This is a genomic window from Algibacter sp. L3A6, from assembly GCF_009796825.1.
Classification (GTDB): domain Bacteria; phylum Bacteroidota; class Bacteroidia; order Flavobacteriales; family Flavobacteriaceae; genus Algibacter.
In genome coordinates, this window is sequence record NZ_CP047030.1 from 2,173,257 (window position 1) to 2,188,104 (window position 14,848).

11 protein-coding genes and 1 tRNA gene are annotated in these 14,848 nt (G+C 34.9%); all 12 read left to right on the plus strand.

Translation table 11 applies throughout. The features are described 5' to 3' along the window. Positions 1–39: 39 nt before the first annotated feature. A complete protein-coding gene (locus GQR98_RS09155; protein ID WP_159021129.1) occupies positions 40–1,998 on the plus strand; it encodes a penicillin-binding protein in 1,959 nt (652 codons plus the stop codon). Beyond that, positions 1,995–3,458: a UDP-N-acetylmuramoyl-L-alanyl-D-glutamate--2,6-diaminopimelate ligase gene (locus tag GQR98_RS09160; protein WP_159019243.1), complete on the plus strand. Its 1,464-nt coding sequence runs from the start codon at positions 1,995–1,997 to the stop codon at positions 3,456–3,458. Before GQR98_RS09155 ends, GQR98_RS09160 begins: the two co-directional genes overlap by 4 nt. A gap of 16 nt (positions 3,459–3,474) precedes the next feature. Then, positions 3,475–4,716 (plus strand): phospho-N-acetylmuramoyl-pentapeptide-transferase, encoded by a 1,242-nt coding sequence (gene mraY / locus GQR98_RS09165; protein ID WP_159019244.1) that lies wholly within the window; start codon positions 3,475–3,477, stop codon positions 4,714–4,716. Between the two features lie 49 nt (positions 4,717–4,765). Further along, on the plus strand, positions 4,766–6,106 hold the full coding sequence (gene murD, locus GQR98_RS09170) for a UDP-N-acetylmuramoyl-L-alanine--D-glutamate ligase (RefSeq protein WP_159019245.1): 1,341 nt from the start codon (positions 4,766–4,768) through the stop codon (positions 6,104–6,106). 58 nt (positions 6,107–6,164) lie between these two features. Then, positions 6,165–7,358, plus strand: coding sequence for an FtsW/RodA/SpoVE family cell cycle protein (locus GQR98_RS09175; protein WP_159019246.1), 1,194 nt, complete (start codon positions 6,165–6,167; stop codon positions 7,356–7,358). A 55-nt stretch (positions 7,359–7,413) separates the two neighbouring features. Beyond that, the gene (gene murG / locus GQR98_RS09180; RefSeq protein WP_159019247.1) at positions 7,414–8,508 is read left to right on the plus strand and encodes an undecaprenyldiphospho-muramoylpentapeptide beta-N-acetylglucosaminyltransferase; all 1,095 of its coding nucleotides are present in this window, start codon (positions 7,414–7,416) and stop codon (positions 8,506–8,508) included. Beyond that, positions 8,509–9,861 (plus strand): UDP-N-acetylmuramate--L-alanine ligase, encoded by a 1,353-nt coding sequence (gene murC / locus GQR98_RS09185; RefSeq protein ID WP_159019248.1) that lies wholly within the window; start codon positions 8,509–8,511, stop codon positions 9,859–9,861. Beyond that, positions 9,851–10,570, plus strand: coding sequence for a cell division protein FtsQ/DivIB (locus tag GQR98_RS09190; protein WP_159019249.1), 720 nt, complete (start codon positions 9,851–9,853; stop codon positions 10,568–10,570). The genes murC and GQR98_RS09190 overlap by 11 nt, the downstream gene beginning before the upstream one ends. A 3-nt stretch (positions 10,571–10,573) precedes the next feature. Further along, complete coding sequence (gene ftsA, locus GQR98_RS09195; RefSeq protein ID WP_159019250.1) at positions 10,574–11,905, plus strand: cell division protein FtsA; 1,332 nt, start codon at positions 10,574–10,576, stop codon at positions 11,903–11,905. Positions 11,906–11,971: 66 nt separating this feature from the next. Continuing rightward, positions 11,972–13,984, plus strand: coding sequence for a cell division protein FtsZ (ftsZ, locus tag GQR98_RS09200; RefSeq protein WP_159019251.1), 2,013 nt, complete (start codon positions 11,972–11,974; stop codon positions 13,982–13,984). A gap of 163 nt (positions 13,985–14,147) precedes the next feature. Beyond that, positions 14,148–14,597, plus strand: coding sequence for a GatB/YqeY domain-containing protein (locus GQR98_RS09205; RefSeq protein WP_159019252.1), 450 nt, complete (start codon positions 14,148–14,150; stop codon positions 14,595–14,597). 35 nt (positions 14,598–14,632) lie between these two features. Next, positions 14,633–14,706: transfer RNA gene (locus tag GQR98_RS09210), tRNA-Arg, on the plus strand. Positions 14,707–14,848: the final 142 nt, after the last annotated feature.

Here is a 14,848-nt window from a genome sequence, read left to right on the forward strand (position 1 = left end):
AAGGGCATATTAAATAGACTATATTTTGTAGCGGGATGCATGTTTGTGTTCGGGCTTGCAGTGCTGTTTAAATTGTTCAGTATTCAGTATTTGCAAGGTGATAAATATAGAGCGCTGGTTGAAAAACGTGATGTTCAAAATATTACTATTCCTGCAAATCGTGGTAATGTGTATTCTGATAATGGAGGTTTGTTAGCAACATCAATCCCGAAGTATAATATTGCTATAGATGCAGTGGTGTCACCAACTAAAAAGTTTGAAGAATTTGTTGGTCCGTTGTCCGATTCGCTTTCTAAATATTCAGGGAAATCATCATCGTATTACGAGAAGTCTATAAGAAAAGCACGTGCGAATAAAAATCAATATTTGCTATTAGCAAAAAATATTAATTATACCGATTATGTGCGTTTTAGAGGGTTTCCGCTTTTAAAATTAGGCGCAATTCCGGGAGGGCTTATTGTAAGTCAGAAAACGAAACGAGAATTTCCAATGGGTGAAATAGCACAGCGTTCTATTGGTTACGAGCGATTTGATGATGAAGGAAATGTAACGCGTGCTGGAATCGATGGTGCTTTTGGAGTAAAATATTTACGTGGTACCGATGGTAAGCGTTTAAAGCAAAAAATAGGGAAAAACAAATGGAAACCACTTACCGATTATAATCAAGTGGAGCCAAAAGATGGTTATGATGTTTATACAACTATCGATGTAAATATTCAAGATATCGCGCATCATTCGTTGTTGGGGCAGTTAGAGTATTACGAGGCTGAGCATGGTTGTGTTGTGGTTATGGATGTTAAAACTGGTGAAATAAAAGCTATTTCGAATTTAGCAAAAACTAAGAGTGGCGAATATTACGAAAAACGAAATTATGCCGTTTGGGAGTCGCACGAGCCAGGGTCTACTTTTAAAGTTATGGCGCTTATGGCTGCTCTAGAGGATAAGGTGATTGATACGGCAACGATTGTAGATACAAGAAAAGGATCTAAGCGTTTTTACGGAAGAACAATTTACGATTCTCATCATGGTGGTTTCGGTAAAATTTCGGCAGCAAGAGCTTTAGAGGTGTCTTCAAATATTGGTTTAGCTACAATTATCGATGAAAATTATTCTAAAAATCCTAAGAAATTTATAGATCATATTAAGGATTGGAATCTTGATAAGCCGTTAGGTGTCTCAATTAAAGGTGAAGGTGATCCAGATATTCCGGAGCCAGGTGATAAAAAGTGGAGTAGAAATGCTTTGCCGTCTATGGCTTATGGGTATAACTTAAGTTTAACACCGTTGCAAACACTTGCTTTTTATAACGCTATTGCGAATGATGGTGAAATGGTAAAGCCAAGATTTATAAAAGCAGTTAAGGAGTTTGATGAAGAAATTGAGGTTTTTGAAAAAGAAGTGATTAATAAAAAGATTTGTTCTGATAAGACCTTAGGTGAAATTAGAGAAATACTAAAAAACATAGTGGTGAGAGGTACAGCAAGCAAGTTGTATTCTCCAAATTTCTCAATGGCAGGAAAAACGGGAACGGCACAAACAGAGTATTGGATGGCTGATTGGAAAAATAATAAAAGATACATCTCGTCTTTTGCAGGTTATTTTCCAGCAGAAAACCCGAAGTATTCTTGCATTGTTGTTATTCATAAACCAAGTACTAAAAAAGGGTATTACGGGGCCGATGTTACGGGGCCAGTTTTTAAACGTATTGCGCAAAAAATATTTACAGACACACCTTTAATAGATGAAGTAAAATCTTTAGATGTGAAAGTAGCTTCTGTAGAAGATGAGTATAATAAGTTTTACGAAACAACAAAAACGTATAAAACTATTATGCCAAATGTGGTAGGCTTGCCTGCTATGGACGCATTAGCCCTTTTAGAAAATATGGATGTGAAGGTTAAAGTGAAACTTAGCGGAAACGGTATTGTGAAAGAACAATCAATAAATAAGAGTACCAAGTTAAAAAACAATCAAACGGTTACATTAAAAGCATCATGAGTGTATTAAAAGACATATTATATAAGGTTACTTTAAATGCTGTTGTTGGAAACACGAGCATGGATGTAAACAGCATTCATTTCGATTCGCGCAACATTGTTAAAGGTGATGTGTTTGTGGCTATCCAGGGCAGTGTTGTGGATGGACATAATTATATAGATGTGGCTATTAAAAATGGTGCAACTGCAATAGTTTGTGAGGCGACTCCGGAAGTGGTTGTTGATGGTATAACTTATGTAGAAGTTGATAATTCTAGTAAAGCTATGGCTATTATGGCATCCAATTTTTACGGTGTGCCATCCGAGAATTTAAAACTTGTTGGTGTTACTGGTACTAACGGAAAAACAACAGTTGCTAGTTTGTTATTTCAGTTGTTTAAAAACGCCGGTTTTAAGGTTGGTTTGCTTTCAACTGTAAAAATAATGGTAGATACTGTAGAGTATAAAGCAACTCACACTACGCCAGATTCTTTAACTATTAACAAGTATTTAAAGGAGATGAATACGGCAGGTGTCGAGTTTTGTTTTATGGAAGTTAGCTCGCATGGTATTCATCAATTTAGAACAGAAGGTTTGCATTTTGAAGGCGGGATATTTACCAATTTATCGCACGATCATTTAGATTATCATAACACTTTTGCAGAGTATCGTGATGTTAAAAAACGTTTTTTCGACGGTTTACCATCAACAGCTTTTGCGTTAGTGAATACCGATGATAAAAATGGAGCAATTATGCTTCAAAATACAAAAGCTAAAAAACAAACGTATGCTTTAAAAGGCTATGCTGATTATAAAGCACAAATTTTAGAAAATAGATTAAGCGGTTTATTGCTTAAGGTGAATGATAGTGAGGTTTGGACACGGTTAATCGGGAATTTTAATGCTTACAATGTATTAGCTATTTACGCTACAGCGGAATTGTTAGGGCTCGAAAAAGTAGAAATTCTTCGTTTAATTAGTGATTTGGAAAGCGTGAGCGGACGATTTCAGTATTTAATTTCAGCTGAAAAAATAACGGCGATTGTTGATTATGCGCACACACCTGATGCATTGAAAAATGTATTGGAAACTATAAATAGTATTCGTACTAAAAATGAAGAACTCATTACCGTTGTTGGTTGTGGTGGAGATCGTGATAAAACAAAGCGTCCAAAAATGGGGCATATCGCTACGGCGTTAAGTACAAAAGTGATTTTTACTAGTGATAACCCACGAAGTGAAGAGCCACAAGCCATTTTAGACGATATAGAAAAAGGGGTAGAACCTCAAAATTTTAAAAAGGCCTTAACAATTTCAGATAGAAAACAAGCTATTAAAGCGGCTTGCCAAATGGCGCAACCTAACGATATTATTTTAATAGCAGGAAAGGGTCATGAAGACTATCAGGAAATTAAAGGAGAACGTTTTCATTTTGATGATTATGAAACCGTGCAAGAGATATTAAAGCAATTACAGAAGTAATTAAAATAGAGAAAGAATGCTGTATTACTTATTCGAATATTTAGAAAAACAGTTCCAGTTTCCTGGGGCATCACTCTTTGGGTTTTTAACCTTTAGAGCAGCATTGGCTATGATTTTTGCTTTGCTTTTTTCAACAATTTACGGTAAAAAAATAATTAGCTTTTTGTCTAGAAAGCAAATGGGAGAAACCATTCGTGATTTAGGTTTAGATGGTCAAAAGGAAAAAGCCGGTACACCTACAATGGGTGGAATTATTATCATTCTAGCAACGTTGATTCCTGTGTTGTTATTAGCAAAGCTTTCAAATATTTATATCATTTTATTGATAGTAACCACTATTTGGATGGGGATTATTGGTTTTATAGACGATTATTTAAAGAAGTTTAAAAATGATAAAGACGGTTTAAAAGGACGTTTTAAAATTTTAGGTCAAGTTGGTTTAGGTATTATAGTGGGTAGTACACTATTTTTTCATCAAGATGTTACCATGAAGGAAAAATTGCCAATAGAAGAACAACGAGCATTATTGGTAGAAAATCCGGATATAGCGCCGTCGAAGTTGTTCGCGGCCGAAATGAAATCAACTAAAACTACGATTCCTTTTGTAAAAGGAAATGAAATTGAATATGCAAAGTTAATCACATGGATTAGTCCAGATTTAGAAAAGTATGCTTGGATTATTTTTATTCTAGTTACCATTTTTATAATCGCAGCAGTTTCAAACGGGGCTAATTTAACCGATGGAATTGATGGTCTCGCAGCAGGTACATCGGCCATTATAGTGCTTACGTTAGGCATATTCGCATGGGTTTCTGGTAATATTATTTTCTCGGAATACCTTAATATAATGTATATCCCACGTGTTGAGGAAATCACAATTTATATCGCGGCTTTTGTTGGTGCGCTAATTGGTTTTCTTTGGTATAATACCTATCCGGCGCAGGTTTTTATGGGCGATACGGGGAGTTTAACTATTGGAGGTATTATTGCTGTAATTGCTATCGCGGTGCGTAAGGAATGGTTAATACCTGTGCTTTGTGGAATCTTTTTAGCCGAAAATTTATCGGTAGTAATGCAAGTAAGTTGGTTTAAGTATACAAAGAAGAAATATGGTGAAGGTCGACGCATTTTTAAAATGTCGCCGTTACATCATCATTATCAAAAATCGGGATATCACGAAAGTAAAATTGTAACACGATTTTGGATTGTTGGTATTTTGCTAGCTATTCTTTCAATTGTAACGTTAAAAATTAGATAATAAATGTATGGTTTCCGCGAAAGCGTAGATTATATAAAATGATAAAGAAATGGCAAAACAAAGACTAGTCATATTAGGTGGAGGAGAAAGTGGTGTAGGAACTGCGCTTTTGGCTAAAACTAAAGGTTATGACGTTTTTGTTTCCGATAAGGGAAAAATAAAAGAAAATTATAAACAAGTTCTTGTACAAAATGATATTGAATGGGAAGATGAGAAACATTCTGAAGAAAACATTCTGAATGCTAACATCGTCATGAAAAGTCCTGGTATTCCTGATAAAGCGTCTTTGGTAAAACAAATTCGTGAAAAGGGAATTAAGGTAGTTTCGGAAATTGAATTTGCAGCTCAATATACCAATGCAACAATTATTGGTATTACGGGAAGTAATGGTAAAACAACAACGGCAACACTAGCGCATCACATTTTAAAAGAAGAATTGAATGTGGGATTGGCTGGTAATATTGGCGATAGTTTTGCTAAGCAAGTTCTGGAAGAGGATTTTGATAATTACGTGCTAGAAATTAGTAGTTTTCAGTTGGATGATATCATTGACTTTAAACCTAAAATTGCTGTAATAACAAATATTACTCCAGATCATTTAGATCGATACGATTATAAATTTGAAAATTATATCGCTTCTAAATTTCGAATTGCCAAGAACCAAAGTAAGGACGATTATTTAATTTATGATGCCGATGACGAGGTGATTGTAGATTGTTTAAAAAAGAACCCGGTTCAATCAACATTATTGCCGTTTTCATTAGTGAAAACAATAGAGAATGGCGCGTATTTAGATAAAGAAAATAACATTAAAATAACAATAGATAACACCCAAATAATTATGCCAACAAACAAAATAGCATTAGAAGGAAAACACAACGTAAAGAACGCTATGGCGGCTTCTACTGTTGCGCATTTACTAAAAATTAGAAAACAAACCATTCGTGAAAGTTTAGAAAACTTCCAGGGTGTAGAACATAGATTAGAGCAAGTTTTAAAAATAAATAAAGTACAATACATCAACGATTCTAAGGCAACCAATGTAAATGCTACATATTTTGCTTTAGAGAGTATGAGTGCGCCAACGGTTTGGATTGTTGGAGGTGTAGATAAGGGTAATAATTACCAGGAGTTGTTTCAGTTTGTGAACGAAAAAGTGAAAGCTATTATTTGTTTGGGTGCAGAAAACGAGACTTTAATGAGCACTTTTGGAAATATGGTGGATGTTATTGTTGAAACTCAGTTTATGAGTGAAGCAGTAAAAATAGCTTATAAATTAGCTGAATCTGGCGATAACGTATTGTTGTCTCCGGCTTGTGCAAGCTTCGATTTATTTGAAAATTACGAAGATAGAGGCCGTCAGTTTAAAAACGCGGTTAGAAATTTATAAAGCACTTAATACTGCATAATAAGCGGAATAATAGAAAAGCGAGATAAGAAAAAAGTAAATGCAAACGCTATTTAAAAACATAAAGGGAGATCGATTAATTTGGGCCATTGTAGCACTACTAGCTATATTGTCCTTCTTGCCTGTGTACAGTGCAGCGAGCGATTTGGCATATAGTAAATACGATGGAAATACATTTATTTCGTTCGTAAAACACTTTATGCATTTGGTTTTAGGGTTTGCAATTATGTATGGAGTGCACAAAATTCCGTACCGTTATTTTAAGGGGCTGTCTTTAGTGATGCTACCTGTGGTTGGAGTTTTGTTATTAATTACCATGGCGCAAGGTACGGTAATGGGTGGTGCAAGTGCGAGTCGGTGGATTAAAATACCGGTTGTAGGTTTGTCTTTCCAGACATCTACGTTGGCCTTCGTGGTTTTAATGGTTTATGTGGCGCGATATATGTCGAAAGTAAAAGACGAAGTCATCACATTCAAAGCTTCTATTTTGCCGCTTTGGGCACCTGTATTTATTGTGCTGGCTTTAATTTTACCATCTAACTTTTCTACGGCTGCTATTATGTTTTTAATGGTAATGATTTTGGTGTTTTTAGGAGGTTATCCCGTACGTTATATGGCTATTATCTTGGGTTCGGGCTTAGTTGCTTTAATACTATTTATTATGGTAGCTAAACTAACAACAGGGCCTTTAAATGTTAAAGTAACAACTTGGGAGAATAGAATTAAGAACTATTCTGATAGTGAAGATACTGATGCCGATTATCAAATAGAAAAAGCGAAAATAGCTATTGCTTCTGGAGGAATTACTGGTGTTGGACCAGGTAAAAGTATTCAGAAACATGCTTTGCCACAATCGTCTTCCGATTTCATTTTTGCTATAATTATTGAGGAATACGGTTTAATTGGAGGTTTTTCAATCATGATTTTATACATGTGGTTATTGTTTAGAGTGGTAATTGTTTCTCAAAAATCGGATACTATTTTTGGGAAATTATTGGTGTTAGGCGTTGGGTTGCCTATTGTTTTTCAAGCTTTAATAAATATGGCTGTTGCTGTAGAATTGTTCCCGGTAACGGGGCAAACTTTACCTTTGGTTAGTAGTGGAGGAACATCGATTTGGATGACCTGTTTAGCGATAGGTATTATACTTAGCGTAAGTGCTAGACGCGAGGAAATGAAGGAAAAAGAAATAAATGAAGATAATCCGTTAGAAATTCTTTCGGAGGCTATATAAATATTGAATTAAAAAAGAAAATAAATTTTCCCTTACGGGGAAAAGTCTAAAAGGAATGAAACCATATAAAATTATATTATCGGGAGGTGGAACAGGCGGACATATTTATCCGGCTATCGCTATTGCAAACGAATTAAAGTTGCGTTATCCTGATGCTCAATTTTTGTTTGTTGGCGCAAGCGATCGTATGGAAATGGAAAAGGTACCACAAGCCGGTTTTGATATTAAAGGACTTTGGATTTCGGGCATTCAGCGTAAGTTAACCTTTAAGAATTTAATGTTTCCGTTTAAGTTAATTAGTAGTTTGTGGAAAGCTAATACAATTGTAAGACGTTTTAAGCCCGATGTGGCTATTGGAACTGGCGGATTTGCAAGCGGACCATTATTGCAAATTGCAAATTCTAAAGGAGTGCCTACTTTAATTCAGGAGCAAAATTCGTATCCAGGAATTACAAATAAATTTTTAGCTAAAAAAGCTAAAAAAATATGTGTAGCCTATGATAATTTGGAGCGCTTTTTTCCTCAAGATAAAATTATAAAAACTGGTAACCCGGTACGCCAAGGTTTGTTGGATATTGATACCAAAAGAGAAGAGGCGATAAAGCATTTCGATTTAAAACCTGGTAAAGTAACACTTTTGGTTATTGGTGGGAGTTTAGGTGCGAGACGCATTAATCAGTTAATAGAAAAGAAATTAGATTTTCTCGACACACAGAATGTCCAAATTATTTGGCAATGCGGTAAATTATATTACCAACAATATAAAATTTATGGTAATACAAAAAATGTGCAGGTTCATGAGTTTTTAAACAACATGGATTTAGCCTATGCAGCTGCAGATGTGGTGATTTCGAGAGCGGGAGCGAGTTCTGTTTCGGAACTTTGTATTGTTGGGAAACCAGTAATTTTTATTCCATCGCCAAATGTTGCTGAAGATCATCAGACCAAAAACGCTATGGCTGTCGTAGATAAAGATGCAGCTATGATTATTAAAGAAGAAGATTTGGATGCCGATTTTCAAAATAAGTTCTCGAAACTTATTGCAGCACCCGATCGTCAGGCAGAATTAGGACGAAACATAAAAGAGTTGGCATTAGTAAATGCAACAAAAGATATAGTAAATGAGGTTGAAAAACTTCTAAAGAAATAAATGAATTTAAATAATATACATAACATCTATTTTATTGGCATTGGTGGCATTGGCATGAGTGCTATAGCGCGCTATTTTAATGCGAATAATAAGCTTGTGGCGGGTTATGATAAAGCGCAAACTGAAATTACTGATGCTTTAGTAGAGTTAGGTATGCAAGTCCATTTTGATGATGATATAAAGCAGATTGATTTGGCTTTTTTAAATTCAGAAAACACATTGGTGGTTTATACACCAGCGGTACCAAAAGATCATTCGGAATTAAATTATTTTAAAGCCAATGGTTTTAATGTTTTAAAACGTTCTGAAATTTTAGGTTTGATTACAGAAAACACCATTTGTTTGGCTGTTGCTGGAACTCACGGAAAAACCACAACAACAAGTATTCTTGGGCATTTAATGCATGAATGCCAAGTTGAGCTTACTGCATTTTTAGGGGGTATTAGTGAAAACTATAATTCTAACCTTATTTTAAAAGGGACAGAGGTTTCTGTTGTAGAAGCCGATGAGTTCGATCGTTCGTTTATGACCTTGTCTCCAGATTTCGCAGGTATAACATCGATGGATGCCGATCATTTAGATATTTACGGTGATGCTTCAGAATTAAAAAAGACTTTTGAAGATTTTACAAAACGATTAAAACCTAACGGAAAACTGTTTGTTAAAAACGGATTGCCTTTAAAAGGAATTACATACGGTATTGAGGATAATTCTGATTATGCTGTTCAAAATATAAAAATAATAAATGGCGCGTATGTTTTTGACGTAAAAACACCAACTACAGTGCTAGAAAATTTGGAGTTTAACCTACCAGGTAGGCATAATTTGTCTAATGCATTATTGGCTTTGGCGATGGCTGTAGAATATGGTTGCCCGTACCAACAGCTCGCCAAAGCATTAGCATCTTACAAAGGTGTTAAGCGTAGGTTTACTTATCAAATTAAAACGGATAGTTTGGTGTATATCGATGATTATGCCCATCATCCAGAAGAAATTAATGCTGTGCATCAAGCCGTTCGCGAAATGTATCCAAGTAAAAGCGTGTTGGCTATTTTTCAGCCGCATCTATTCAGCAGAACTAAAGATTTTATTGACGATTTTGCTCAAAGTTTATCTCAGTTCGATGAGTTGATGCTTTTAGATATTTATCCTGCACGAGAATTACCTATAGAAGGTGTAACATCGGAATGGTTGTTGAGTAAGGTTACAAGTGAGAAAAAGCAGTTGGTGAGTAAAGCAAACCTGCTAGCTGAAATTAAGAAAAGTAAAGCTCAAGTTATTTTAACTATTGGAGCGGGAGATATTGGAGAACAAGTAAAACATATTAAAAAAGAGCTGAGTTTTGAAAGTTAATTGGAATTACATAAAAATGGTGGCTTTGTTCTGCTTGGTGGTTTTTCTATTTGCTTTTGCATCGGGAAGAAACAATGCTAGATTGGTTACGGAGCCTGCTATAAAATTTACAGGAGAAGATAACTTATTTGTTACTAATGAGACTGTTAGTAAGTTGTTAACACAAAATTACGGTGGTGCTCAAAACGTTGCTAAAGAAACTTTAGATTTGAATAAGTTAGAAAATGTGCTCAAATCGAACCCCATGATTAAGAGTGCTGAAGTGTATGTTGCAGTAAACGGAACACTTAACGCGGAAATAAAACAAAAAACACCAATAGCAAGAGTTAGTACAAATGCGTCTTATTATATTGACGATCGTGGTTTTTTTATGCCTTTATCTAATAATTATTCGGCTAGAGTACCACTTGTAACAGGTGTTGTTGAGAAAAACAACTTAGAAAACATTTTTAAAATAGCGACAAAAATTAGAGAAGATGAGTTTTTAAAAATGAATGTTATAGAAATTCATCAAAATGCCAATAATAGGCTGTTTTTAAAATTAAGACAGTGTAAGTTTTTAGTGCAATTAGGTGATTTAGACCTATTAGACAAAAAAATAAATAATTTGAAGGCATTTTATCAAAAAAATATCAAAGAAAAGACGCTAGATAATTATAGCAAAGTAAATTTGCAATTCGATAACCAAGTAGTATGTACCAAAATATAAGCCATGGAGCATAACATATCAGTAGGATTAGATATAGGAACCACAAAAATTGTGGCTATGATTGGTCGTAAAAATGAATACGGCAAACTTGAAATTTTAGGCATAGGTAAGTCTAAAAGCTTAGGTGTGCACCGTGGTGTAGTAAATAATATTACACAAACCATTCAATCAATTCAGCAAGCAGTTCAAGAAGCAGAAGCTGCAGCAGAATTAAAAATTGACGGTGTAACGGTTGGTATTGCTGGACAGCATATCCGTAGTTTACAACATAGTGATTATATAACCAGACCAAACTCAGATCATGTTATTGATGATGAGGATATAGATCGTTTAATAAACCAAGTGCATAAGTTGGTTATGTTACCCGGTGAAGAAATTATCCATGTCTTGCCTCAAGAATATAAGGTGGATGGTCAGGCAGAAATAAAAGAACCTATCGGGATGTACGGTGGCCGTTTGGAAGCTAATTTCCATGTGGTTGTTGGGCAAGTATCATCTATTCGTAATGTTGGTCGATGTATACAAAGTGCTGATTTAAATTTAGAAGGTATCACTTTAGAACCTTTAGCTTCTGCTAATGCGGTTTTAAGTCAAGAAGAAAAAGAAGCCGGTGTCGCTTTAATTGATATAGGTGGTGGTACAACCGATTTAGCTATTTTTAGAGATGGTATTATTCGCCATACTGCAGTAATCCCTTTTGGTGGAAATGTTATTACTGAAGATATAAAAGAAGGTTGTTCAATTATTGAAAAACAAGCCGAATTATTAAAAATAAAGTTTGGTTCAGCATGGCCAGGCGAAAATAAAGATAATGAAATTGTATCTATTCCTGGTTTGCGCGGTCGTGAACCAAAGGAAATTACATTAAAAAATCTCTCAAAAATTATTCACGCTCGTGTTGTAGAAATTATAGAGCAGGTCTATGTTGAAATTAAAAATTACGGTCACGAAGAGCAAAAGAAAAATCTAATTGCAGGTATTGTTTTAACAGGTGGAGGAAGCCAGTTAAAACATTTAAAGCAATTGGTAGAATATATTACTGGTATGGATACGCGAATAGGGTACCCTAACGAGCATTTAGCAGGCGATAGTAATGAAGATGTTACTAGCCCTCTTTTTGCAACAGCAGTAGGCTTGGTTTTAGATGGCTTGAAAAGACAAGAGCGTAAAAAAATAGAACAACAGGTAGAAGAGGAAGTTGTAGTCGAAGAAGCAACAGAACATCCTACCGAAGATGTAGAAGAAGAAATTAAAGCAGAACCGGTTAGAGAAAGACGTTCTTTTCTTGATAAATTAACCGATCGCGTTAAAGATTTTCTAGATAACGCAGAGTAAAAGTATAGATTAAGAAATCCATTGAATAAAAAATATTTAGTACAAAACCCCAGTAAAACAGAGTTTATGAGCAGCAACAAAGAATTCGAAAACATCGCATTTGATTTACCTAAAAATCAATCAAATGTTATTAAAGTTATTGGCGTTGGTGGTGGCGGTAGTAACGCTATCAATCACATGTTCCAACAAGGTATAAAGGGTGTCGATTTTTACGTATGTAATACCGATGCACAAGCCTTGCAAAACAGTGGTGTGCCAAACAAAATACAATTAGGTCTAAACTTAACCGAAGGTCTTGGTGCAGGAGCAAATCCTGATATCGGAGAGCAATCGGCAGTAGAAAGTTTTGAAGACATCTCTCAAATGTTAGATTCTAATACTAAAATGGTATTCATTACAGCCGGAATGGGTGGTGGTACAGGTACTGGTGCAGCACCTATTATTGCTAAAATGGCTAAAGATATGGATATTTTAACTGTTGGTATAGTTACTATGCCATTTCAGTTTGAAGGAAAAATGCGTATCGAGCAATCTCAAAAAGGTATTGAGAAATTGCGTGGTATGGTCGATTCATTAATTGTAATTAACAACAATAAACTTCGTGAAGTTTACGGAAATCTTGGTTTTAAAGCTGGGTTCTCGAAAGCAGATGAAGTGTTATCTACCGCTGCTCGTGGTATAGCCGAAGTTATTACACACCACTATACACAAAACATCGATTTACGTGATGCTAAAACCGTATTAAGTAATAGCGGAACAGCTATTATGGGGTCTGCATTAGCGTCGGGTCAAAACCGTGCGCAAGATGCTATCCGTAAGGCTTTAGATTCACCATTATTAAACGATAATAAAATTACAGGAGCTAAAAATGTACTGCTTTTAATTGTTTCTGGTGTACAAGAAATTACTATTGACGAAATAGGTGAAATTAACGATCATATCCAAAATGAAGCTGGCCATGGTGCTAACATCATTATGGGGGTTGGTGAAGATGAATCTTTAGACGAATCTATTGCTGTAACTATTATAGCAACGGGTTTTAATATTGAACAACAAGACGAAATTTCTAATACTGAAACTAAAAAAGTAATTCATTCTTTAAGTGAAGAGAAAGAAGTAGAAGCTAAAGCGGTTAAAGAAGAAGTTACGCCTGAAGTTATTGCTCCACCAGTTGTAGTAGAGAAAAAAGAAGAGCCTAAAGTTGTAAAACATACGTTGGATTTAGATGAAGAGGAGGAATTCACTTTTTTGGAAAAAAGCGTGATAAGAAAGGATAAATTATCATCGCCGCCACAAAATATTAATTTAATTCCTACCTCAGAAATTTTAAAAAACATGAATGTTGTTTATGACGAAGTTCGTGTTAATGTTGAAGATGAAGACGATTTCATTATAAGCTCTGTTAACAATCAAGATGATGACTACAACGAGATTGAAGTATTAGCAGACGAATTTGAAGAAGAAAAACAAATTACTTTAACCTTCGATTTACCAATTAGTAACGAGACTAAAAAGGAACCGAAAAAGGAAGAAGTTGTAGAGAAAAAAGTAACGTTTAGTTTAGATGATGATGATATTAAAGACATCGCTGTTAACGATCACGTAGAAGTATCTGCTGCAAAGCCAAATGAAAATGGTGATATTAGATATACGTTAGATGATTTTTCTGAGGTAGAATCTTCATCTAACAAAAAACAAACTTCAAGTCAGGAGATTGTAGAAGAAATAGAAGAAGATATCGTTTTCGAAAGAAAAGTGGTTCAAAAAGAAGAAGTTGTTAAGCATAGCCTTCCCGACGAAGAAGAGGATATTGACCCGATGAATACGCCAATTTCAGAATTACTGAAAGAACGTGCGGCTGAACGTCGTCGTAAAATGAAGGACTTCAACTATAAATTCAATAATGCAAAAATTGACGACATAGAAAAAGTACCTGCTTACAAGCGTCAAGGTGTGAATTTAGAAGATTCTAAACATTCATCTGATAACGATTTTTCAAGAACAAGTATTGGTTTAGATGATAATGATGATTTACAAGTAAGAAGAAATAACTCGTTTCTTCACGATAATGTAGATTAGTGCATATCACTAAACTTAACTAAATTACTAGCCCGAAAAGTTAACCATACTTTTCGGGTTTTTTATTGTGCTTTTTTATAAGGGTTGCTCTTAAAACTAATCGGGATTCGGGTATTTTAATACTAAGTTTTTTTTATCTTCGCATACTAAATAAATTGAAAAAATGGCTCTACAACAAGACATAATGACGGCGCTTAAAACCGCAATGAAATCTAAAGATCAAACGGCACTTACAGCTTTACGTGCTGTTAAATCGGCTATTTTATTAGCTCAGACAGAAAGTGGTGCAAAAGAAGAGTTAACGGAAGATCAAGAGCTAAAAATACTTCAGAAGCAAGTAAAACAGCGTCGCGATAGTGCCGCTATTTATTTAGAACAAGATAGAGAAGATTTAGCTGCTCCAGAATTAGCAGAAGCAGAAGTTATTTCTCAGTTTTTACCAGAAGCATTATCTGATGAGGAAGTTGAAAAGGTAGTGGTTGCAACTATTGAAAAAGTAGGAGCGCAAGGGATGAAAGATATGGGTAAAGTTATGGGTATGGTAAGTAGTGAACTTGCTGGAAAAGCAGATGGTAAAACCATTTCTAATATAGTAAAAGCAAAATTGTCTTAAAAAATATAAAAAGATTTTCGCTTGCGCGGAAATAAGGCTGCGTAGTTCAACTGGATAGAATATCAGATTTCGGCTCTGAGGGTTGGGGGTTCGAATCCCTTCGCGGTCACAGTCTTTAAAAGCTCTTTAAACTAGATGTTTAAAGAGCTTTTTTTGTGGTTGAAGTTTCTTCTTTATTAATTTTTTGTTTTTTTGAAATGAAAAAAGTGAGTTTTAAACTTTTAAATAAGCTGGTATTATCGATAATAAGC